Annotated in this window: 16 protein-coding genes; 3 read left to right on the top strand and 13 right to left on the bottom strand. The window is 62.5% G+C overall.

The window, feature by feature from the left end; genetic code table 11:
• Positions 1-69: 69 nt before the first annotated feature.
• The 5 genes from Q8R10_RS15780 to Q8R10_RS15760 form a co-directional block, all read right to left on the bottom strand.
• Entirely contained in the window at positions 70-1,677 is a 1,608-nt protein-coding gene (locus tag Q8R10_RS15780) for a carboxyl transferase domain-containing protein (RefSeq protein WP_305654803.1), read from the bottom strand.
• Between the two features lie 101 nt (positions 1,678-1,778).
• Positions 1,779-2,942, bottom strand: a complete 1,164-nt coding sequence (locus Q8R10_RS15775; protein ID WP_305654802.1) for an isovaleryl-CoA dehydrogenase — start codon at positions 2,940-2,942, stop codon at positions 1,779-1,781.
• 28 nt (positions 2,943-2,970) lie between these two features.
• Complete coding sequence (locus Q8R10_RS15770; RefSeq protein WP_305654801.1) at positions 2,971-3,369, bottom strand: MerR family DNA-binding transcriptional regulator; 399 nt, start codon at positions 3,367-3,369, stop codon at positions 2,971-2,973.
• A gap of 221 nt (positions 3,370-3,590) precedes the next feature.
• A complete protein-coding gene (gene phaC, locus Q8R10_RS15765) occupies positions 3,591-5,273 on the bottom strand; it encodes a class II poly(R)-hydroxyalkanoic acid synthase (RefSeq protein WP_305654800.1) in 1,683 nt (560 codons plus the stop codon).
• Between the two features lie 113 nt (positions 5,274-5,386).
• Complete coding sequence (locus Q8R10_RS15760) at positions 5,387-6,292, bottom strand: alpha/beta fold hydrolase (protein ID WP_305654799.1); 906 nt, start codon at positions 6,290-6,292, stop codon at positions 5,387-5,389.
• Positions 6,293-6,409: 117 nt separating this feature from the next.
• On the opposite strand from Q8R10_RS15760, the gene Q8R10_RS15755 reads away from it, so the two are divergent.
• Positions 6,410-6,556, top strand: a complete 147-nt coding sequence (locus tag Q8R10_RS15755; RefSeq protein WP_305654798.1) for a hypothetical protein — start codon at positions 6,410-6,412, stop codon at positions 6,554-6,556.
• Between the two features lie 414 nt (positions 6,557-6,970).
• Here Q8R10_RS15755 and Q8R10_RS15750 read toward each other — a convergent pair whose 3' ends face one another.
• Both Q8R10_RS15750 and Q8R10_RS15745 read right to left on the bottom strand, forming a co-directional pair.
• Positions 6,971-8,500 (bottom strand): nucleobase:cation symporter-2 family protein, encoded by a 1,530-nt coding sequence (locus Q8R10_RS15750; protein ID WP_305654797.1) that lies wholly within the window; start codon positions 8,498-8,500, stop codon positions 6,971-6,973.
• 409 nt (positions 8,501-8,909) lie between these two features.
• Positions 8,910-9,827, bottom strand: a complete 918-nt coding sequence (locus tag Q8R10_RS15745; RefSeq protein WP_305654796.1) for a LysR family transcriptional regulator — start codon at positions 9,825-9,827, stop codon at positions 8,910-8,912.
• A 160-nt stretch (positions 9,828-9,987) separates the two neighbouring features.
• Between Q8R10_RS15745 and Q8R10_RS15740 the strand changes: the two genes are divergently transcribed.
• A complete protein-coding gene (locus Q8R10_RS15740) occupies positions 9,988-11,196 on the top strand; it encodes an acyl-CoA dehydrogenase (protein WP_305654795.1) in 1,209 nt (402 codons plus the stop codon).
• Between the two features lie 192 nt (positions 11,197-11,388).
• Positions 11,389-12,015: a class I SAM-dependent methyltransferase gene (locus tag Q8R10_RS15735; RefSeq protein WP_305654794.1), complete on the top strand. Its 627-nt coding sequence runs from the start codon at positions 11,389-11,391 to the stop codon at positions 12,013-12,015.
• Positions 12,016-12,060: 45 nt separating this feature from the next.
• On the opposite strand, the gene Q8R10_RS15730 is transcribed toward Q8R10_RS15735, so the two are convergent.
• Genes Q8R10_RS15730 through Q8R10_RS15705 form a run of 6 tightly spaced genes read right to left on the bottom strand, consistent with a single transcriptional unit; the run spans position 12,061 to position 21,290 of the window.
• A complete protein-coding gene (locus tag Q8R10_RS15730; protein ID WP_305654793.1) occupies positions 12,061-12,588 on the bottom strand; it encodes a hypothetical protein in 528 nt (175 codons plus the stop codon).
• Entirely contained in the window at positions 12,581-13,225 is a 645-nt protein-coding gene (locus tag Q8R10_RS15725; RefSeq protein ID WP_305654792.1) for a CDP-alcohol phosphatidyltransferase family protein, read from the bottom strand. Before Q8R10_RS15725 ends, Q8R10_RS15730 begins: the two co-directional genes overlap by 8 nt.
• Complete coding sequence (locus tag Q8R10_RS15720; protein ID WP_305654791.1) at positions 13,222-14,913, bottom strand: fatty acid CoA ligase family protein; 1,692 nt, start codon at positions 14,911-14,913, stop codon at positions 13,222-13,224. The genes Q8R10_RS15725 and Q8R10_RS15720 overlap by 4 nt, the downstream gene beginning before the upstream one ends.
• Positions 14,910-16,019: a hypothetical protein gene (locus Q8R10_RS15715; protein WP_305654790.1), complete on the bottom strand. Its 1,110-nt coding sequence runs from the start codon at positions 16,017-16,019 to the stop codon at positions 14,910-14,912. Before Q8R10_RS15715 ends, Q8R10_RS15720 begins: the two co-directional genes overlap by 4 nt.
• On the bottom strand, positions 16,012-18,762 hold the full coding sequence (locus tag Q8R10_RS15710) for a phosphoenolpyruvate synthase (protein ID WP_305654789.1): 2,751 nt from the start codon (positions 18,760-18,762) through the stop codon (positions 16,012-16,014). Before Q8R10_RS15710 ends, Q8R10_RS15715 begins: the two co-directional genes overlap by 8 nt.
• Positions 18,759-21,290 carry a phosphotransferase gene (locus Q8R10_RS15705; protein ID WP_305654788.1) on the bottom strand — a complete coding sequence of 844 codons (2,532 nt, stop codon included), beginning with the start codon at positions 21,288-21,290 and terminating at the stop codon, positions 18,759-18,761. Before Q8R10_RS15705 ends, Q8R10_RS15710 begins: the two co-directional genes overlap by 4 nt.
• Between the last annotated feature and the right edge of the window lie 7 nt (positions 21,291-21,297).

Raw genomic sequence — 21,297 nt, 5'->3', positions numbered from 1 at the left:
ATGTGGCTGTGTAGGGCGGGTGCAACCCGCGCTGGATTTGGCGGGTTGCACCCGCCCTACAGTCCGCGATCACATGCGGAAAATGCCGAAACGACTCGGTTCAATCGGCGCATTCAGGCTGGCCGACAGCGCCAAGGCCAGCACCTCGCGGGTCTGGGCCGGGTCAATCACTCCGTCATCCCACAAGCGGGCGCTGGAGTAGTAGGGGTGGCCCTGGCGCTCGTATTGTTCGAGTATCGGCTGCTTGATCTGCGCTTCTTCGTCTGCCGAGAAGCCGTGACCGGCCCGTTCGGCCTGCTCGCGTTTGACCTGCACCAGCACGCCGGCAGCCTGTTCGGCGCCCATCACGCCGATCCGCGCGTTGGGCCACATCCACAGAAAGCGCGGGTCGTAGGCGCGGCCACACATGCCGTAGTTACCGGCGCCGAAGCTGCCGCCGATGATCACGGTGAATTTCGGCACTTTGGCACAGGCCACGGCGTTAACCAGCTTGGCGCCGTGTTTGGCGATGCCGCCGGCCTCGTATTTTTGCCCAACCATAAAGCCGGTGATGTTCTGCAAAAACAGCAGCGGAATGCCGCGCTGGCAGGCCAGCTCGATAAAGTGCGCGCCTTTCTGGGCGGACTCGGCAAACAGGATGCCGTTGTTGGCCAGCACCGCCACCGGGTAGCCGTGCAAGTGGGCGAAGCCACACACCAGGGTCTGGCCGAACAGCGCCTTGAACTCGTCAAACTGCGAGTCGTCGACGATCCGCGCGATCACCTCGCGCACATCGAAGGGCTGCTTGCTGTCAGCCGGTATCACCCCATACAGCTCATCGCCGGCGTAGCGCGAAGGTAGCGGGGCGCGGCTGTTGAGTTGGCCCTGTTTGCGCCAGTTGAGGTTACTGATGCAGCGCCGCGCCAGGGCCAGGGCGTGCTCGTCGTCTTCGGCGTAGTGATCGGCGACGCCGGAGGTCTTGCAGTGCACGTCGGCACCACCGAGATCCTCGGCACTGACCACTTCACCGGTGGCGGCGCGCACCAACGGCGGGCCGGCAAGGAAGATGGTGGCCTGGTTACGCACCATAATGGCCTCGTCCGCCATGGCCGGCACATAGGCGCCGCCGGCGGTGCAGGAACCCATGACCACGGCGATCTGCGGGATGCCCATGGCGCTCATATTGGCCTGGTTGAAGAAGATCCGCCCGAAGTGCTCGCGATCCGGGAACACCTCATCTTGGCGCGGTAAGTTGGCGCCACCGGAGTCCACCAGGTAGATGCACGGCAGGCGGTTTTCCTGGGCGATGGTCTGGGCGCGCAGGTGTTTTTTTACCGTCAGCGGGTAGTAACTGCCGCCTTTCACCGTGGCGTCGTTGGCGACAATCATGCACTCGATGCCTTCGACCCGGCCAATACCCGCGACTATGCCGGCCGCCGGCACCTCTTCGCCGTACACCTCATAAGCCGCCAAGGGTGCGATCTCCAGAAACGGCGAGCCGGCGTCCAGCAGCACATTAATGCGCTCACGCGGCAGTAGTTTGCCCCGTGAGGTGTGGCGTTGCTGGGCCTTGGTGCCGCCACCGGCCTGCACATGGGCGAGCAAGGTGCGCAGCTTGAGCACTTGCTCAAGCATGGCCGCGGTGTTGGCGGCGAACTCGGGCGAGCGGAGGTTGAGTTGGGTGTGCAGGATGGCCATATACGGTTCCCGTAGGGTTGCGGGGTAGGGTGGGCTTCAGCCCACCGCAATTCACAATCAAGGTATTGGTGGGCTGAAGCCCACCCTACGTTTTCGCCGTGTTACTTGGTTTCGTTAAACAACTCGCGGCCGATCAGCATGCGGCGGATTTCGCTGGTGCCGGCACCGATCTCATAGAGCTTGGCGTCGCGCAGCAGGCGGCCGGTGGGGAAGTCGTTGATATAGCCGTTGCCGCCAAGAATTTGGATCGCATCCAGGGCCATCTGGGTGGCGCGCTCGGCGGTGTAAAGAATCACCCCAGCGGCGTCTTTACGGGTGGTTTCGCCACGGTCACAGGCCTGGGCCACGGCATACAAATAGGCGCGACTGGCATTCAACTGGGTGTACATGTCGGCGACCTTGCCCTGGATCAGCTGGAACTCGCCGATGCTCTGGCCGAACTGCTTGCGGTCGTGGATATAGGGCACCACCACGTCCATGCAGGCCTGCATGATGCCGATCGGCCCGCCGCTGAGCACCACGCGCTCGTAGTCCAGGCCACTCATCAGCACCTTCACACCGCCATTCAGCGCGCCGAGGATGTTCTCTACCGGCACTTCAACGTCCTGGAATACTAGCTCGCAGGTGTTGGAGCCGCGCATGCCGAGCTTGTCCAGTTTCGGGCTGCGGGAGAAACCTTGGCTGTCGCGCTCGACGATAAAGGCGGTCATGCCGTGGGCGCCCTTGGCCAGATCGGTCTTGGCGTAGATCACGTAGGTGTGGGCGTCCGGGCCGTTGGTGATCCACATCTTGTTGCCGTTGAGCACGTAATGGTCGCCATGCAGGTCGGCGCGCAGCTTCATCGACACCACGTCGGAGCCGGCATTCGGCTCGCTCATGGCCAGTGCGCCGATGTGCTCGCCGCTGATCAGCTTGGGCAGGTACTTGGCTTTTTGCTCGGCCGTGCCGTTGCGGTTGATCTGGTTCACGCAGAGGTTGGAGTGGGCGCCGTAGGACAGGCCAACCGAGGCCGAGGCGCGGCTGATTTCTTCAATCGCCAGCACATGGGCCAGATAGCCGAGGCCGGCACCGCCGTACTCTTCACTCACGGTGACGCCGAGCAGGCCCATGTCGCCGAACTTCTTCCACAGGTCCGCCGGGAACTGGTTGTCGCTGTCGATGGCGGCCGCACGCGGAGCAATTTCGGCGTTGGCGAAGGCCCGCACCTGGTCGCGCAGCATGTCGAGGGTCTCGCCGAGGGCGAAGTTCAGGGATGGATAGCTCATGGTTTCACCTGTGATAATTATTTTAGGTTTAGACGCTAAGATCTTGTTGTTTAAGGGTTTCGCTCATTGCGATATGGCAGCGTTCTTCGGCCGTATCGAGTTCCAGCTGCATCTGCTGGATGTCCAGTAACTGCTGCTCCAGCTGAGCGCGGCGCTCGACGATCTTCTGCATAAAGGTTTCCAGCTGCTTGTGGTTGCCGCTGGCTGGGTCGTACAGCTCGATCAGCTCTTTGCATTCCGCCAACGAAAAACCGATGCGCTTGCCACGCAGAATCAGCTTCAGCGACACCTTGTCGCGCGCCGAGTAAATGCGTTCCTGACCACGGCGCTCGGGAATCAGCAGGCCTTGTTCCTCATAGAAGCGAATGGCCCGGGTGGTGATATCCAGCTCGCGGGCCAGGTCGGAAATACTGTAGGTCGTGGACATGCTGGGCGCTCTGACTATGCTTACCTTTACGTTAACGTAAAGCAGGGTAAGCCGAACTGTCAATCCTTAAGGCGGCGCCTAACCAAAGCGCTCGACGCGGTTTGAATGCTTTCGAGGGGGGCGAGGGCCGGGTTGATGCGAGGAGTTTTGTGGGGTTTTCAGCCAGGTTACTGGTGTTTGCCGCGCAAATTGATTCGCGCGGCGAAGGTTGCAGTCAGGGGTTAACGGCCATGCACATAGGTGCCGGGCGCGGCCTCCATGGCCGGGTAGTCCTTACTGCCCAGGACCGTCCGGCTCTTGCGTTGCTCACCTGAGCGGGCCTGAATCCACTCCAGCCAGGTTGGCCACCAGCTGCCGGCGTTTTTTTGCGCAGCCTGATGCCAGGCGTGTGGATCGCTGCTGAGCGTGCTGTGTTCCAGGTAGTTGGCCTTGGGGTTGCCCGGCGGATTAAGAATGCTCTGGATATGTCCGCTGTTGGACAACACGAAGCGCCGCTCGCCGCCAAGCAGCATGGCCGAACGGTAGACGGCATCCCAGGGCGTGATGTGGTCGTTGATGCCGGCCACGCTGAAACTGTCCACCGTAACCTGGCTCAGGTCGATCGGCGTACCGCACACTTTCAAGCCCCCAGGTCGGGTCAGCGGATTGTGCAGCAGCAGATTGAGCAGATCGCCGTGCAGCGCACCCGGCAGATGGGTGTTGTCGTTGTTCCAGTAAAGGATATCGAAGGCCGGCGGCCGCTTACCGAGCAGGTAGTTATTGACCCAGTAGTTCCAGATCAGGTCATTGGGGCGCATCCAGGCGAACACCTTGGCCATGTCGCGGCCATTCAGCACGCCTTTCTGGTAGGAGCGGCGCTTGGCGGCTTCGAGGGTTTGCTCATTGGCAAACAGCATGGCCGGGCTGTCGATCTGACTGTCCAGCAGGCTGACCAGATAACTGGCGCTGCCGACTTTGTCGAGCTGACCGCGGGCTTGCAAATGGCCTTGCAGAGCGGCAATGCTCAGGCCACCGGCGCAGGCGCCCATCAGATGGGCATCATGACTACCGCTGATGGCGCGGGTGACATCCAGGGCGGTTTCGATGGCCTGCACATAGGTCGACAGGTTCCAATCGCGATGGCGGGCATTCGGATTGCGCCAACTGATGATGAACACTTGCATGCCGTTCTGCAGCGCGTGCTGGACGAAGCTCTTCTGCGGGCTGAGGTCGAAGATGTAGTACTTGTTGATCTGCGGCGGCACTATCAGCAGTGGCCGCGCGTACTGCTTGGCGCTCTGCGGCTGATACTGGATCAACTCCAGCAACTCGTTGCGAAACACCACCACGCCGGCACTGGTGGCGAGATTGCCGCCGACCTCGAAGGACTCTTTGCACACCTGACTGGGCATGCCGCCGTTGTTGCGCAGATCGTCGAGCAAATGCCGCGCGCCATTGACCAGGTTGAGACCACCGCTGTTTAACAGCTCCTTGAGCGCCAGCGGGTTGAGCGGGCTGTTGGACGGCGCCAGCGCATCGCCGAGCATGCCCAGGATAAAGCGGCTGCGGGCCTGGTCGTCGGCCGGCAGATTGCTCTCATCGATCCACACGCCGAGCTGCTGTTGCCAGGCCAGATAGGCCTGCAGACTGCGCCGATAAAAGGGGTTGGTTTGCCAGGAGGGATCGCTGAAACGGGGGTCCTGGGGGCTGGGCTGATGCGGTGTGTCACCTAGCAGCACGCGCCCTAGTTGGCTGCCCAAAGCCAGCGCATGGCGACTACTGTGCACCGGTTGACGCAGGCCCTGCAAGGCCAGGGTGCGCAGAGTGGAAAACAGGTTGCGGCCGCGTAAGGTGACCTTGGCGTTGTGGGCGTTGCTTGCTACTGCGGTTACGGGCAAGTCGCCCACCGTTGGTTTCTCTCGCATGAGTAACACTCCGTGGTCATATCGTCATAGCGCCGAGCAGGAAATAGCTGCGCCGCAATTGCAGCCAAAGCGCCGCGCGAAGAATTAAGCCGTAGACGGGCCATCGCTAATGGTCAAACAACGGCACGCTCTCTGGCGCCATAGCCATATTGTTTGGCCAGCGACTGCTGCTTATTCGCCTTGGTCAGGCTGCTAACTGGCTGCAGAAAACCCAGTAAGGCCTGCTGAGTGGCGTGCCACGCCGCCTTGTGTTCCAGGTCGAGGAAATGTCCGGTGCTCTTGATGGTGCAAAATTGGCACTGCTGGGCATGCTCGGCAAACAGCCGGGCGTCGTCCGTGCTGGTGTACTCATCCCACTCGCCATTGACGAATAACAGCGGGATCTCAATAGCGGCGGCGCAGGCGACATAGCACTGGGTGTCCTGGGTCAGCACCTGGTGAATATGAAAGTGCATCTGTCGGTATTCGTGCTCGCTCAGGTTACTGACATGGCGATAGTTGAAGCGCTTGAACAATGACGGCAGATGTTTGCCGATGCTGTTGTTGAGCAACTGCGCAAGGTTGTTGCGGTCGCAGTCTTGTAGGAAATCCAGGCCAGTCTCCAGGTAGTCACGCATCGGCTGATTGATCCGCGCGGCGAAGGAGTAGATCACCGCTTTCTCGATCTGGCGCGGCCGCTGAGCCAGTGCTAGCAGGGTTGCAGCGCCGCCCCAGGAAAAAGACAGCAGATGCTCGGCGCAAAAATGCTCGATCAACGCCAGCAGTATCTCGGCCTCGTCCTCCTTGCGGATCGGTTGGTCGTGGTGGTTATGCAGCCGTGACTGGCCGGCGTAAGGCTGATCGTAAAGCACTACGTTGAAGCGCGGTCGCAGGTAACGCACGGTCTGCGCGAAGGAGGCGGTGGTGGCCAGCGAGCCGTTAACCAGAATGATGGTTTTCTCGGCACTGACGTTGCGATAGTGCTCGGTATAAACCTTGTATTTGTGGCGAATCTCGACGATGGCAGCTTCCGGCTTCACGTGATTATCTTCCTTGTCTAAATTGACTTAAGCGGACAGCGGGAACGCTCTGAAATAATGTGACCGTATGGTCTCAAGATGACTTGAGGGTCAGATTTAAGCAAGTGACTGACGTACATGCAAGCGCCGCGAGGGTTTTTCTCTAGCGTTCTTAAACTCGGCGCCCGCTCGGTGCAGATCGCCGCCCTGCGCGTGCTGGGCATCGACGCCGGGAGTAGGCCCAAGCTTGCCGAGGTCGACATAGCCACGCTTGGCGGTGGCTAAGGCAGGGCATAGTTCGTGGAGGTTTTAGTTATTGCGCGAAAACTGAGCGTTACTTCGGCATCGTTAAGCCAGTGCTGCGCAGTGGCGAAGATGGTTTTTTGATCTGGCCTTCGTCGGCTATATGCGTGATGCCATCGATATGCGTCCGCAAGATTCGTTCTGCTATCTCGCGATCCAGGCTGGGCTTCGGGCTTTATTACGTCGTGCTCGGGCCGCAGACGTTGAGCCATCCAAGCACCTGCCAGGATGGCCCGTTCACGCTCGACAGCTACTGCCGGAACATCCGCCGATAGGCCATCGGTATCTGGCTGGCTGGTTAGCTGGCTCGTCGCCGGCGTTTCGCCTACTGCTGACCAATGGCGCTGAGGTCAGGCTGTTTGCGCATTACCGGCAACCCAGCAGGCACTATGAGGACTAATGCGCACAGGTTGGTTGTCGGGCTGGAGCGCTTGTCGCCTGGGGTTTGGCTGTGTGTTCATCGTCAACCAGCAGCGGTACTTCCAGACCTTCGGCATCGTAGAGCTTGCCATCAACGAAGTGATCGCCTTCGTTCAGCGCGGCAATATCCTGGTAGCGCAGACTGCGTTCGGTGCCGGCGACAAACACCGATTGGTTCTCGGAGTTGCCGGTTTTGATGTGGTTGAACAACAGGTTCAAGGCGATGGCCATGATCGCCGCCGAGCTGATCCCAGAGTGGAAGATGGTGGCAAACCAGCTAGGGAAATGCTCATAGAAGTGCGGTGCGGCTATCGGGATCATGCCGAAGCCGAGGGAAGTCGCGACGATGATCAGGTTCATGTTGTTGCGATAGTCGACCTTGGACAAGGTGCGGATGCCGCTGGCGGCCACTGTGCCAAATAGCACAATACCGGCACCGCCGAGTACCGAGGCCGGTACGGCCGCGACTATGCGGCCCATCACCGGCAAGAGGCCAAGAGTCATCAGAATCAGCCCGGCAAAGGCCACCACGTAACGGCTTTTAACCCCGGTAACGGCAACCAAACCGACGTTCTGGGCAAAAGCGCTTTGGGTGAAGGAGCCGAAGACCGGCGCGATCATGCTGGAAATCATGTCGGCGCGCAGGCCGTTGCCAAGACGCTTGGAGTCCACCTTGGTGTCAATGATGTCGCCGACCGCAAGGATGTCGGCCGAGGTTTCGACCATGGTCACCATGATCACGATCAGCATTGAGACGATGCCCGCCACTTGAAACGTTGGCATGCCGAAATGAAAGGGGCTCGGCAGGGCCAGCATCGGCCCGGAGCTGACCTGGGAGAAATCGGTCATGCCCAAGACCAGCGCAGTCAGGGTGCCGATGACCATCGCCAGGAGGATCGACAGGCGCGAAATGCTCGCACTGCCCAGCTTGCTCAGCAGCAATACCACCAGCAGGGTAAACGCGGCCAGGCCAATATTGCCCATGCTGCCGAAGTTTTCGGCTTTGGGGTTGCCGCCCATGGCCCAGAATGCCGCAACCGGCATCAGCGTCAGTCCAATGGTGGTGATCACAATGCCGGTCACCAGGTTGGGGAAGTATTTGATGATTCTGGAAAAAATCGGCGTCACTAAAAAGCCGATCAGCGATGCGACTATCACCGAGCCCAGCACCGCCGGCAGCCCGCCGCCGGTGGTAACGATGGCGATCATGGTCGCCACACCGGCGAAGGACACGCCTTGGACCAAGGGCAACTGACAACCGAAGAAGGGCAGCCCGAGGGTTTGCAGTAAGGTTGCCAAACCACCGACGAACAAGGATGCGGTGATCAGCATGCCGATCTCGGCGGGTGACATCCCGGCCGCCTGGCCGATGATCAATGGCACCGCAACTATGCCGCCGTACATGGTCAGCACATGTTGCAGGCCGTAGGCCAGGTTGGCGAAGAGGCCCAGATTTTCATCTTCAGGGCGTTGCACAGACGAAGTTTTAGCAGTGGACGTTTGCATGGCGAAAGTCTCTGGTTTTTTGTTGTGCGAGTAATGTAGACAATTAATTAGTTAATTGGCTAGTAATTTGTATACATTATTCATTATTTGACTTATCAGTCAGCTAATTAGGCTAGCTAAGACGCAGCAAATCAACCCGCGGATTAATGCGTAGAGGCGGCTGGATTCAAGCTTTTCGAAGTCTGCGGCGGGTAGTGGAGAGCATTGTCGTCGCGCGGATGGCGAGCAGAAGAGGGCGCACTTGGTGGTTACCGATCAGCGTTGGAGCGGCGTGGCCTTTGTAGGATGGGTTGAGCTTGCGCTACCCATACGTCGATTATGCCTGTGATGGGTAGCGCTGCGCTCCAGCGCATCCACGGAAGGCTTGCCAATGGTTAATCGGTATCAACGCATAACGGCTAAACAGCGCTTATTTAGCCAGTTCACGGCTGGTGATTTGTTGGCTGAGTTCGATCAGTTGTTCGCGCATCCAGCGGTTGGCAGGGTCTTGGTCGGTGCTTTCGTGCCAGTACAGATGGGTTTCTTGCGCGGGTACGGCGTTGACCGGCAGCTCGACGGCGTGCAGGTCGTGGCGGCGGGCGAAGCTTTCGGTGACGGTCATGGCCATGTCGGTCTGTTGCATCACCATCGAGGCCATCAGGTAGTGCTGCGAGCGCAGGGCGATCTTGCGCTGGATGCCCATCTTGCCCAACGCCAAATCCACCAACCCCAGGCCACTGCGGCGGCTGGAAATATGGATATGGGTCAGCGACAGGTATTCGTCCAGGCTGAGTTTGTCTTTGGCCAGCGGATGGCCGCGGCGCATGGTGCACACATAGCGGTCTTCGAACAGCTTGACGTGGCGTACCTGCAAGTCGGTATTCAGCGGCGCGTCGACGGCAAAGTCGATGCGCCCGGCCGCTAGCTCCTTGGTGGTTTCCCGGCGTTTGGCCAAGAAACTCTCGATCTGCACCGCCGGCGCTTGCCTGCGCAGGCGTTGAAACAGCGGCGGCAGCAGCACGGCTTCGACCAGGTCGGTCATGCTGATGCGAAATGTTTTGTTGGCTTCCAGCGGATTAAAAATCCGGCTTTCCTGCACCGAGACCCGCAGCAATTGCAGGGCGTTACGCACCGAGCCGATGATGTTCTGCGCCATGGGCGTCGGCACCATGCCTTGGGCGGTGCGCACAAACAGCGGGTCGTTGAAGGTCTCGCGCAGCCGCGACAGGGCGTTGGACACCGCCGGCTGAGTGATGCCGACGATCTGCCCGGCGCGGGTCAGATTGGCCTCGGTGTAGATGGCATCGAAGACGATAAACAGATTCAAATCGACTTTGCTCAGATTCATGGCCAGGCAACTCCTGAAGTGCGCGACTGTGGGCGGGCTCACCCCTAACTGCATATGGCTTATGAATGTTCATACACAGTGAAAATAGGTTAGATAAATCTTAAACGCTGTTCTAGCATTCTTACCAGCTCAATTATTTCCCTCAGCCAAAGGTGCTCCCATGGATTTCGCCTACTCCCCCAAGGTTCAGCAATTGCGTGAACGTGTTACCGCGTTTATGGACGCTTATGTCTATCCAGCCGAGGCGGTGTTCGAGCAGCAGGTCGCCACCGGTGACCGCTGGCAGCCGACCGCGATCATGGAAGAGCTGAAAGCCCGCGCTAAAGCCGAAGGGCTGTGGAACCTGTTCTTGCCGGATTCGGAGCAGGGCTTTGGTTTGACCAATCTGGAATACGCGCCGCTGGCCGAGATCATGGGCCGCTCCTTGCTGGGCCCCGAGCCGTTCAACTGCTCGGCGCCGGACACCGGCAATATGGAAGTGCTGGTCCGTTACGCCAATGAAGAACAGAAGAAACAATGGCTGGAGCCGCTGCTGCGCGGTGAAATCCGTTCGGCTTTTGCCATGACCGAACCAGGCGTGGCCTCATCGGATGCCACCAATATGCAAGCCCGCGCCGTGCGTGAGGGCGATGAGTGGGTGATCAACGGCAGCAAGTGGTGGACCTCCGGCGCCTGCGATCCGCGCTGCAAGATCATGATATTTATGGGCCTGACCAACCCGGACGCACCGCGCCACCAGCAGCACTCGATGATTCTGGTGCCAACCGATGCGCCGGGGGTGAAGATTGTTCGCCCGCTGCCGGTGTTCGGCTACGACGACGCGCCCCACGGCCACGCCGAAGTGTTGTTCGAGAACGTCCGTGTACCTTACGAAAGTGTGTTGCTGGGCGAGGGCCGCGGCTTTGAAATTGCCCAGGGTCGCCTCGGCCCAGGGCGGATTCACCACTGCATGCGCTCCATCGGCATGGCCGAGCGGGCACTGGAGTTGATGTGCAAACGCGCCATCAGCCGTACCGCGTTTGGTAAACCGCTGGCGCGCCTGGGCGGCAATATCGACAAGATTGCCGACTCGCGTACCGAGATCAATATGGCGCGACTGCTGACCCTGAATGCCGCTTATATGATGGACACGGTCGGCAACAAGATCGCCGCCAGCGAAATTGCCCAGATCAAGGTGGTGGCGCCTAACGTGGCCTTGCAGGTGATCGATAGGGCGATCCAGATCCACGGCGGCGCCGGGGTCTCCAACGACTTCCCGCTGGCTTATATGTACGCCATGCAACGCACCCTGCGCCTGGCCGACGGCCCAGACGAAGTGCACCGGATGGCGATTGGCAAGTTTGAAATCGGTAAATACATGGCGCGTTAATCCGCACCTAAGCCCACAGTTAAAAAGCCGAGGCCCGCCATATGCGGACCTCGGCTTTTTTATAGCGGATTTTCTTTGCCGAGCAGCACTCGCTAGGTTTCCCCCGACCGCCTATTGGCCGGATTTGCGTCTGCTTGCAACCGGCCAGGATAGCGCGCTCAATGCTAGGAAATCCCGCCAAGTTCCCCCGCCATGAACCTCTCTGCCGACGACCTAGCCCAAATTGCCGCCCTAACCCTTGAACACTACAACCAGTGCGCCGAGGACTTCCGCGCGGGCACCCGCGATCATGATGTGAGCCAGAATATCGCCGCCTTGTTGCGGCATATCGAAGGCGAGCCGCCATTCACCCTTCTCGATTTCGGCTGTGGCCCGGGCCGCGACCTGAAGGTCTTCAGCGCCTTGGGCCATCTGGCAATCGGCCTGGATGGTTCTGCGTGCTTGGCCGCAATGGCGCGGGCCGACAGTGGCTGCGAAGTCTGGCAGCAGGGCTTTCTTGAGCTCGATCTGCCGCGCGAGCGCTTCGACGGCGTGTTCGCCAATGCCGCGCTATTTCATGTGCCGAGCCAGGAGCTGCCACGGGTGTTAGGCCAACTGCATGCCACGCTAAAACCGGGCGGCGTGCTGTTCAGCTCCAACCCCCACGGCGACAATCAGGAAGGCTGGCATGGCGCGCGCTATGGCGCCTACCACGACCTCTCGAGCTGGCGGCGTCTGCTGACGGCCGCAGGCTTCCAGGAGCTCGAACACTACTACCGGCCGGCGGGTTTACCGCGCGCGCAACAGCCCTGGCTGGCCAGCGTCTGGCGCAAGGCGTGACGCGGATAAGGCCCGCGGTGTTCTCGGCAATCTCATCTTGATCGCTCAAACTGCCGACTGCTTCAGTCGCCCCCAGTACAGCAATCGTTTGACCCCGAGCGCAGTCAACGGAAAGGTCAGCATATAGAGCAGGCCGACCGTGGTCGGTAGGTCCAGGTACAGCCAGTAGGCCAGGGCTACGCCCAGGCCGGAATCCAGTTGGTCGCCCAGCACTGTCCAGCGCGATGGGGTAACGCCGGGGGCTATGCCTAAGCGACGTTTGAGCCAGGAGTTGGGCAGTTCGGCCAGCACATAGCCGAAGCCGGCGATCAGGCCGGCGAGCCAGAGGGGTTGGCCCAATAGCGCCTGCGGCCCCAGCCACTGTTCGGCTGGCCACAGGCACAGGGCGCCGAAGGCGGTCAGCAGCGGTACCAACAGCACGCCGCGCCAGGTCTTATTGGCGCCGAACAGGCCGGCATGGATCGGCAGTCGCAGCGCCGGCAAATAGTCGCGGGTCACGGCCAGCATATGCAGCACGCCGCCGATCACCACCGGCACTTGCAGGTACCAGGCCATCAGCAGGGCATCAAACATAGCCATTCCCCAGCAGCCATTGCAGCAACAACAGCAGAGCAAAACCGCCGAGACACAGGCCGATGATGTGCGCCAGGCGCTTGAACTTGAAGAACGGCCGGCGCAGCAACATGGCATGGCCGAAGACACTCAGGCTCAGGGCCAGCAGCAGGTGCAGCCAGAACGGCGGCAGCCACAACACCAGCCATTGATAACCACCGAGGATAAATACGCTCCAGAACACCGGCATGCCCAGGTAGGCCAGGTGGTCACCTTCGCTGATATTGCCGATGTCGTTGAACACCGCCAGGCGGGTGCAGCCGCAGCCGAGCAATAGCAACAAGAACGGCAGCCAGAAACCATCGAAGCCCTGCAGGTAGAAGATCAGCGCCGGCGCCAGTAAGTAGATCTGCATGTCCATGAAGCCATCCAGATAACGGCCGAAGGGCCGCTCCAGCTTGAAGCGGCGCGCCAGCATGCCGTCCAGGGCATCGCCGAGCATGGCCAGAAACAGCCAGGCGCCGGCCAGCGGGTAGAGGCCATGCAGGGCGCTGAGGATGGCCAAGCCGGAGGTCAGCAGCCCGGACAGGGTCAGCAGATCGACCGGGTTCAGGCGGATGATATAGCGCGCTGGCGGCGCTGGATTGCTGCTGTTCATGGGCAAATGGCCTTCAGTTCGAGGCGGCCTTTGCGCGCTAGCTCGCGCAGGGCCGGGCGGTCGATCTTGCTGTTATGCCGGCCGTCCACCGGCATGCTGTCGATCTGCGCCAGGCGCACCTGGGCGAAACCGTACTCAGCCAGCAGCGCCGGCAAACCCGTGGAAAGCTCCCCTTCGATGACCAGCAACAGTTCGCTGTCGGCGGCTGCGTTTTTAACCTCCTCGTCGCGGCTGATCAGGGCGCTGCGGCGCACGCCGGGCAGGGCGTCCAGGGCTTTCTCCACGGGGAAGCTGTAGTGCAATTGACCGTCCACCCGTAGCGCATCCTTGAGCCGGCCGCTGAGCCAGAGCCGGCCCTGGGCGTCGAACAGCCCGACATCGCCAGTGCGGTGCCAGACCAGGCCATCGGCGCGGGGGATCTTGCTCTCGGCGGTGGCGCTGGGGTTGTCCACATAGCGCTGCAGCACATGGGCGCCGGCCACCAGGATTTCCCCCAGTTGCCCGGCTGGTAGGCTGGCGCGGGTCACCGAGGCCGCATCGCTCAGCGGCTGCGCGGGATCGGCTATGCAGACCTCGGCCATCTCGGCCGGGCGCCCGAGCAGATGCCCGGGTTGCTGGTGCCAGTCGCGCAGCAGCTCAGGCATTGACACCTCGGCGATCGGCTCGGCTTCGGTCGAGCCATAGACCGCCAGCGCCTGGGCGTTGGGAAACACGCTCAGGCAATCGCGCAGCAGTTGTTCGCTGAGGGTCGAGCCGCCGACCACCAGGGAACGCACCCCCGGATAGCGCTGGCCCTTGCTCTGGGCATGGCTCACCAGCCGTTGCAGATAGGCCGGGGCGCCGGCGATGCGGGTGATGCCATCGAGCTGCAGCTGGCGCAGCACCGCCGCCGGGGCAACCTGGCCGGGCAGGGCCAGGTTGGTGGCCGGCAGCACGGTGCTGATGCCGCAGCAGAGGTTGTGCAACACCAGCACCGGGAAGCAAGGCAGGTCGATGTCGTCGTCCTGGTCCGGCCAGTGTTGGCGAATGGCCAGATGCTGGGCCGTCAGGCTGGCGTGGGTGCGGTCGGCGCCCTTGGGCAGGCCGGTGCTGCCGGAGGTGAAGCTGATCAGGCCGTGGCTCGCAACGTTCACCGGCACGCTGCGAAAGCCTTGCGCCGTGGGCTGCGAGTCGCGGGGCAGGGCCTGCACGCCGAAACAGCCGCCATCCAACCCCAGGCGTTTTAGTCGCCAGAGGCTCGGCAGCAACCACCAACGCTTGATCAGTCCGCGCTCGCCGAGCAGGGCCTGGGCGCCGCTCAGGCGCATTGAGGCCAGCAGGCGGGCGCGGCTCATGCCCCGGTCCAGCAGCACCGGCACCATGGCCAAGCCCAGCAACGCGAGAATCACCGCGTAGAGGTCCAGATTCGGCTGGGCAATCAGCAACACCCGGTCGCCCTGGCGCAGCCCGGCCTGCAGCAAACCCTGCTGCAACTGCGCGGCGCGGGCCAGCAATTGCTCATAGCTGAGCTGCTCGGCAGTGCGGTAGCCATCGGCGGCGCGCGGCACGCTCAGCGCCAAGCGCTGGGGATGACGGGCGGCGGCGGCGACTATGGCGCTGCAAAAATTCGCGCAGGGCAGCGGTTGCTCTGGCTCTGGTTCTGCGAGCGTTTGGCCGGCGGCGGGGCGGTTGAAATGGGCGCTGGTCATAGGGTGCTCTGGTACAGGCCGTAGTGATGGGCGTCGCCGCCGTGGCGCAGGGCGAACTGGCGGGAGTTGTTGTCGGCGCGCACCAGGGTGGCGGCAATTTGCTGGTAGTGCCCTTCGGCGCGCAGCGACAGCTCGCAGCCCATGGCCGTGAACAGCCCATGCTGGCGAAAGTCCGGGTGCACGCCGCCGGTCTTGGCCAGCGCCCGCCGAGGCGTGGGCAGTTGGGCAAAATGCTCGGCCTGGTTGATGCTGGCGGCCGGCAGCCGCTGCGGGTTGCCCTGGCGCAGCAGCGGGCTGTAATCCGGGTAGACCAGAAAGAAGCCGGCGATACGGCCGTCATGGGCCCGCGCCAGCACCGAACTGTGGGGACACAGACGCTCGGCCAAGGACGTGCCGCAGTGCTGGGCGAAGGCTTCCCGCGACAAGGGCGTATAGGCAAAATTGGCGCCGAAAACGTCGCCAACGAAACCATACAGCTCGTCCAGATGGGCCAGCCAGAATTCGCCGGTCAAGGCCTCTAGGCTGACCACTTGCTCCAGCTGCGGCTTGACCCGCAGGTAGTCCTGGCGCACCGAGTCGGCCACCTGAGCCGTGTCGTTGAAGGTCGACAGGTAACGGTGACGCAGTTCAAGTCCCAGCGACTCCAGCAGCGCCGGGTAATAGGGCAGGTTCCAGGGTTCGCCGGGAAAACAGCCGACGTCGAAGCCATCCAGGCGCAGGCGATAGCTGCCGAAGGTGCTGAAGTTGATCGGCCCGTACAGGCGTTTGGCGCCCTGGTCACGGGCCCAGTCCGTCAGGCCCTGGAACAGCAGCTTGTTCGGCGCCGGGTCGTCGATGCTTTCCCAGAAACCAAAAAACGCCGCGCTTTCGCCCTCCACCAATTGCTCACTGACAAAGCCGGCCAGCCGCGCCTGGCCGGGAATCACCCCGAGCCAGGCCCGGCCCGTGGCGAACCAGGGGTTGTCGGCGGCAAACTGCCGAGCCAGGGCCTGGGCATCTTCGCCCAGCCAGTGCGGGTCATCGGCATACAGCTGCTGGGGCAGCTCGATAAAGGCCGCGGGCAGCGGCATCTCCGGCTGCCAAGCGCCCATCCAGGCATCAGCCATGGGCGACCTCCGGCTCAGGCTCGCTGACGGGGCTCTGGCTGGCGGCTGGCTGATCCAGCCGTTCTATGGTGCCGGCGGCGCCGTCCATGCGCACGCGCTCGCCGTTCTGCAGCAGCGCGGTGATGCCGGGGATGCCGACTATCGCCGGGATGCCCAACTCGCGAGCGACCACGGCCGAGTGCGAGAGGGTCGAACCGCGCTCCACCAGAATGCCGCCGGCGGTGGGAAACAGCGGCGCCCAGCCCGGATCGGTGCGCATGGTGCAGAGGATCTGGCCATTGAGGGACAGTTCGTCCTCGGGCGAGAAGATCAGCCGGACTTTCTCCTCGACTATGCCGGGGTAGCAGCCGATGCCACGGATGTCGCCCTCGACCTGCACCACCGGTGCGTGCGGGTACTGGTAGGCGTTGTGCCGATAGACCATGCCCCAGGTGCAGAAGTGGTGCGGCAGGTCTTGCGCCTGATAGCCGGCGAACTCGGCTTGGCGGGCGCTGACCAGGCTTTGCAGCTCGGTCTGCACCGCGCGGCCGTCGTTGAGGGCATACAGCTCGTCGATGCTCAGGTAGAAGATGTCGCGCGGCTGCGCCAGCACCTCGTCCATGGCCAGCTGCTGGCCGATCTCCAGGAACAGCTCGCGGTACAGGCCGAACATGCGGGTGCGGGCCAGGCGCATGTTTTCGCGGTTGCGGATGGCGTCGCGCAGCTTGCCCAGGTGCTTTTTAAAGGTGCGCAGCGCACGGCCGCCGAGGCGCTGAGCGATGGCGGCAAAGGCTTGCTCTTCGGCCTGCTGACGGTAGCGCGCCTCGTTGGCTGCGAGGGTTTGCGGAGTCAGGTCGGGGCGGCTCAGGTAGTTCTTCAAAATCGCGAAGAGAAAACTCGGGTCCTGGCGCAAGGTGATGGATTCGAGCTTGAGCTCGCCCATGGTGCGGTCGCCGTACTGCTCGATATAGTCCTGGCACTGGGCATAGAAATTCTGATCCAAAACCTGGATGCGGCCCAGCAGGCTGGCGTTGTCGGCCTGCTCGATCAGCGCCTGCAGCGCCGGCTGGGTGCGCACATAGGCGCACATGCGCAGCAGCAGCTTGGTCGGCTCGGTGCTCTCGATGCCGTCCTCACCGGACAGCAGGTTGTTTTGCAGCACCTCGGCTTGCTCGCACCCGGCGGCCACCAGGCAACGGTGCACCCGGCCATTCATCATCATCACGTAGAAGTCGTTGATGATCGGCGAGGTCCAGCGCTGCAGCAGCTCGCGGTCCAGGCGCCGCGCTTCATCGATCAGCTCGCCGACGCTCAGGCAATGCAGCTGCTCGCGGGGCACGCTGCGGTAGGCCTCGGCGAACATCTGGCGGAACTCGCCGACCAGCGCATTCATGCGCCGAAAGCCCCGGCTCAGCTGATAGAGCGCGCGCAGCACCTGGGGCAACTTGGCCAGCTTGGCGCTCAGGCTCAGCTGCTGGTCCTGGATCAGGTCGACCGGATCGGTCAGGCCCATCATGCGTTCCAGGTCGGCCTTGTTGGTCTTGAACGAGGGCAGCAGCAACAGGCCGCGGTACCAGTTATTGATGTTGTAGTAGACCCGCCCGTGGATCAGCCCGAGCATGTTGTCGAGCATGTCGCGGTGGGCCTGGATCTGCCCCTCGGACACGCCGATCACGCGCATGGTCTGCTCATACACGGTGGCGTAGGCGCGGTTGGCGAAGGAGAAGGTCAGCGGCGTGGTCACCCCGCAGTAAGACTCCTGGATATTGGAGTTATCGAACACCAGGCGTTGCCCGGTCGGCTGGCTCGGCGCCGGCAGGCGGGTGATGGGCCGGGTCTGCAGAATATAAAACTGCTCACCGCGCAGGGTCCACTCGATGTCTTGCGGGAAGCGCAGCAGGGTGGCGATGCGCTGGCCCTGATCGCGCAGTTGCAGCACCTGACTGTCGGTCAAGGCGCGGGCCTGGCGCTGGGCCTCATCCACTTCGCACTCCAGGGTGCCACGGCCGCCGGCGCGGTCGAAGCGCACGGCGATGTCCTTGTCGGCCAGCTGCAATTCAATCTGCTCGTCGAACAGGCCGACGCTGTATTCGTCGGTGTTGCACAGGCCGCCGACTATGCCCTCGCCAACCCCCCAGGCCGCCGAGATCAATGCATGGCGGCGGCTGCCGGTGATCGGGTGAGCGGTGAACATCACCCCGGAGACTTCACCCTCGACCATTTCCTGGATGATCACCGCGGCGCGGATATCCGTGAGGGCGATGCCCTTGCTCAGGCGGTAGTGCAGGGCGCGCGCATTGAAGGCCGAGGCCGCCACCTGCAACAGACTCTGCTCGATGGCGGCGAGGCCACGCTGAAACAGGTAGCTGTCCATCTGTCCGGCGAACGAGGCGCCCTGGGCATCTTCGCCGAGCACCGAGGAGCGCACGGCAAAATAGACTTCATCTTGACCGACCAAGGCCTGGGCGATTTGCTCACGCAGCACCGCCGGCAGTTGCGCGGCCAGCACCTGCTGCTGAATCTGCACGGCCAGGGCGTCTATGCCGGCGCTGTCGGTGCCGACCTGGGCCAACCGCGCCTCGATCGAGGCGCTGAGCTGGTTGCTGTCCAGCAACAGGGCGAATGCCTCGGTACTCAGCACCCACCAGCGTGGAACCGGCAGACCCTCGCGGCTCAGGCGAGCGAGGTTGGCGGCTTTGCCACCGAGCTGCTCGGGCGGCAGGAATAAGGCTTGTTCTTGGCTATAAAAGTACTGAGTGATCACAGGCGAACCCCTTCAATTTCCAGCAGATGGCGGAAGGTCCGGTAAACCCTTTCCATAAAGGGGTAATGGCGGAAGGTGTGGGCCATCATGTACATCGGCAGGCGGTTGACCAGCAGGTCGCGCAGCGCCAACTTGTAGCCGTAGCGCCACTGCTCGGGGTCGATGGCCTGGCCGCTGTGTTGCTCCAGCTCCAGGCGATGCAGCTCCAGGTAGTGCTCGACCGTGGCCGCATCCACGGGGGCTACCAGGGTGAAACCGAGCAGCTCGGCCAAGTCGTGCTGGGGCAGCTGCAGGGTCGCCAGTTCCCAGTCGTAGGCGCACAGGCGCAAGCCTTCCTCGGTGTTGCGCAGGGCGATATTGCGCGGATTGAAGTCGTTGTGGATCAGGGTGCGCGGCATCCGTTCGATGTCTGCCCACCAGTTGCCGATGCCGCTGACGATGCGGCGAAACACCTCCAGGTCCTCCTCGCTGAACCACTCGGGGAATTCCTCGCGAGCATGGGCGCCGAGCAGCTCCCACAGCCGGCGTTTTTCCAGCATGCCGGCGGCCGTCGGGTAGTCCACCAGCCAAGGCTGCTGCTTGAGTTCCTCCTCGCGGCCGTACCAGATGCTGTGCACCTGGGCGATGCCACGGATGGCCGCCTCCAGATGGGGCTGGGTCCAGGCCTGGGTGTCGTCGGCGCTGTCCATCAGTACCAGGTCTTCGAGCAGTTCCTCGATGATCACATAGGCCTCGCGCTGCGGGTCCTCGACCACGCCGTAAACCTGCGGGGCGTGGCGGGTGAAGCGCGGGTCTTGCTGGCTCATCACCGCCAGTTCGCGCACATGACAACCCTTGAAGCCAAGCTGCTCGCGGTACTGGTTAAAGCTCTGGGCCAGCCGCGCATCGCACATGCTGGCCATGCTGTTGAGCATCAGGATGACTTCGCCATCCAGCGGTTTGACCTTGGCCATGACCCGCACATCGCCGCTGTTGGTCTTGAGGCTAAAGGGGAAGTGCCCTAGCAACTTGCTGACCTTGTGGGCGGTCAGCTCGGTGATGATGCTCGAACCCTTGCTCTCCACCTGCAACGGCTCCACGGCATAGGGGCGCAGCTCGCTCAGGCCGCTGTTGTGCAGGGCCTCGGCGAAGAACGGGGTGTCCAGGTCGGCGAATTTCAGGTAGTCCACCGGCCGGTTGCGGCCGAGCCGCTCATGGGCGCGGGCAAACTGGTCGGCGGCGATGGCCGCCAAGGTCGAGAGGTCCAGGGCCAGGCAATAACTGGCGATCACCTCGGCCAGCTTGTGCGCCTTGCCGGGGCCGGCGCAGTCGATCAGTTCCAGGCATTCGCGCTGCTGCGGCAGGTTGGTGCCGCCGCCGACTGTGCCTATCACCAAGGACGGCATGGTCATGATGCAGTAGACGTCGCCGTCCTCGTTCAGCTCCAGGTGCAACTGGGCCAGGGCCGACTCATGCACGCAGGCGATGTCTTGCCCGAGGGCGGTGAACATCGCCGCCACCACGTTGGCGACGTTGATGTTGAAGCCGATCATGCCGGCCGCCAGGGAGCCGGTGATGAAGTTTTGGTAGGCGCTGACCAGCTGCTTGGCGGTGACCTTGAGCACCCGCTGACAGATCGCGTCGCTCAGCACGGCCTCGGCCATCACCCGCACGCCACGGCCCTTGATAAAGGTCTGGTAGGTGACCTTCTTATCGTTGGACAGGTTGGACTCGACCATGAAGTTCAGCACCGTCAGCCCGTCGAACTGCTGCAGTTGCTTGAAGATCCATTGGCAGGCCTGCCAGGTACAGGTGGTGGTCATGTTCTGGCCGGCGGCGTCGCCGGTTTCATAGACGAAATGCACATGCACATTGCGCCCCAGCACCTGGGCCTGGATTTCCACCAGCTTGGCGAAGTTGGAGTATTTGCGCACCTCGATGGCCAGGGCCTGGCGCTGGTCCTGCACCCAGTCGGCGAAAAACAACGCCTGCTGCATGCTGGCAAAACCGAACAGCGGCACCCGCATCATGCGCTGGCCGATCACCCGCGCGGTCACCCCGCCGGCCCGCGACAGGGCGGTGGCGCCACGGGTGGCCGAGGCCAGCAAGGCGCCTTCGGAGGTGGCCATGGGTGCGTAATACAGGCCGTCGGCATGCTCGCCCTTGATATGCAGCGGGCCGGCCAGGCCCACGGGGATTTCCACGCTGCCGATAAAGGCTTCGATATTGCTCACCAGGGTGCGCGGGTCGAGGCGAGTCTGCTCGACCTCGCGCAGGCTCGCGCCGGTCTGCGCACGGGCGAAGGCCAGCCGCTCCTGGCGGGCCTGCTCGGTATACAGGCCACGGGCCGGCACCTTGGGCAGGGTCTGGTCGTCATAGACCAGCTCGGCGCCGCTCTGCGGCTGCATCCGGCTCTGGTAGCTGAGCTGCCAGTGCTGCTGGCGACTGTCGTTGCCTGGGTTAAGAAGGGACGCTGACTGCGGTTGTTGTTGATTTTCACCGGCGCCGAAGGACAACGGCTGCGGGTCTTCTTGGGTATTGATACGCATGCTCGCT

Origin of the sequence: Pseudomonas sp. (assembly GCF_030698175.1) — a bacterium.
Lineage (GTDB): Bacteria > Pseudomonadota > Gammaproteobacteria > Pseudomonadales > Pseudomonadaceae > Aquipseudomonas.
Note: the sequence above shows the minus strand (reverse complement) of the source record. Positions and strands in the feature narration are given on the sequence as shown.

Coding starts and splice junctions, on each gene's coding strand:
- Q8R10_RS15780 (WP_305654803.1), bottom strand. CDS start 1,677: ATGGCCATCCTGCACACCCAACTCAACCTCCGCTCGCCCGAGTTCGCC.
- Q8R10_RS15775 (WP_305654802.1), bottom strand. CDS start 2,942: ATGAGCTATCCATCCCTGAACTTCGCCCTCGGCGAGACCCTCGACATG.
- Q8R10_RS15770 (WP_305654801.1), bottom strand. CDS start 3,369: ATGTCCACGACCTACAGTATTTCCGACCTGGCCCGCGAGCTGGATATC.
- phaC (WP_305654800.1), bottom strand. CDS start 5,273: ATGCGAGAGAAACCAACGGTGGGCGACTTGCCCGTAACCGCAGTAGCA.
- Q8R10_RS15755 (WP_305654798.1), top strand. CDS start 6,410: ATGCAAGCGCCGCGAGGGTTTTTCTCTAGCGTTCTTAAACTCGGCGCC.
- Q8R10_RS15750 (WP_305654797.1), bottom strand. CDS start 8,500: ATGCAAACGTCCACTGCTAAAACTTCGTCTGTGCAACGCCCTGAAGAT.
- Q8R10_RS15745 (WP_305654796.1), bottom strand. CDS start 9,827: ATGAATCTGAGCAAAGTCGATTTGAATCTGTTTATCGTCTTCGATGCC.
- Q8R10_RS15740 (WP_305654795.1), top strand. CDS start 9,988: ATGGATTTCGCCTACTCCCCCAAGGTTCAGCAATTGCGTGAACGTGTT.
- Q8R10_RS15735 (WP_305654794.1), top strand. CDS start 11,389: ATGAACCTCTCTGCCGACGACCTAGCCCAAATTGCCGCCCTAACCCTT.
- Q8R10_RS15730 (WP_305654793.1), bottom strand. CDS start 12,588: ATGTTTGATGCCCTGCTGATGGCCTGGTACCTGCAAGTGCCGGTGGTG.
- Q8R10_RS15725 (WP_305654792.1), bottom strand. CDS start 13,225: ATGAACAGCAGCAATCCAGCGCCGCCAGCGCGCTATATCATCCGCCTG.
- Q8R10_RS15720 (WP_305654791.1), bottom strand. CDS start 14,913: ATGACCAGCGCCCATTTCAACCGCCCCGCCGCCGGCCAAACGCTCGCA.
- Q8R10_RS15715 (WP_305654790.1), bottom strand. CDS start 16,019: ATGGCTGATGCCTGGATGGGCGCTTGGCAGCCGGAGATGCCGCTGCCC.
- Q8R10_RS15705 (WP_305654788.1), bottom strand. CDS start 21,290: ATGCGTATCAATACCCAAGAAGACCCGCAGCCGTTGTCCTTCGGCGCC.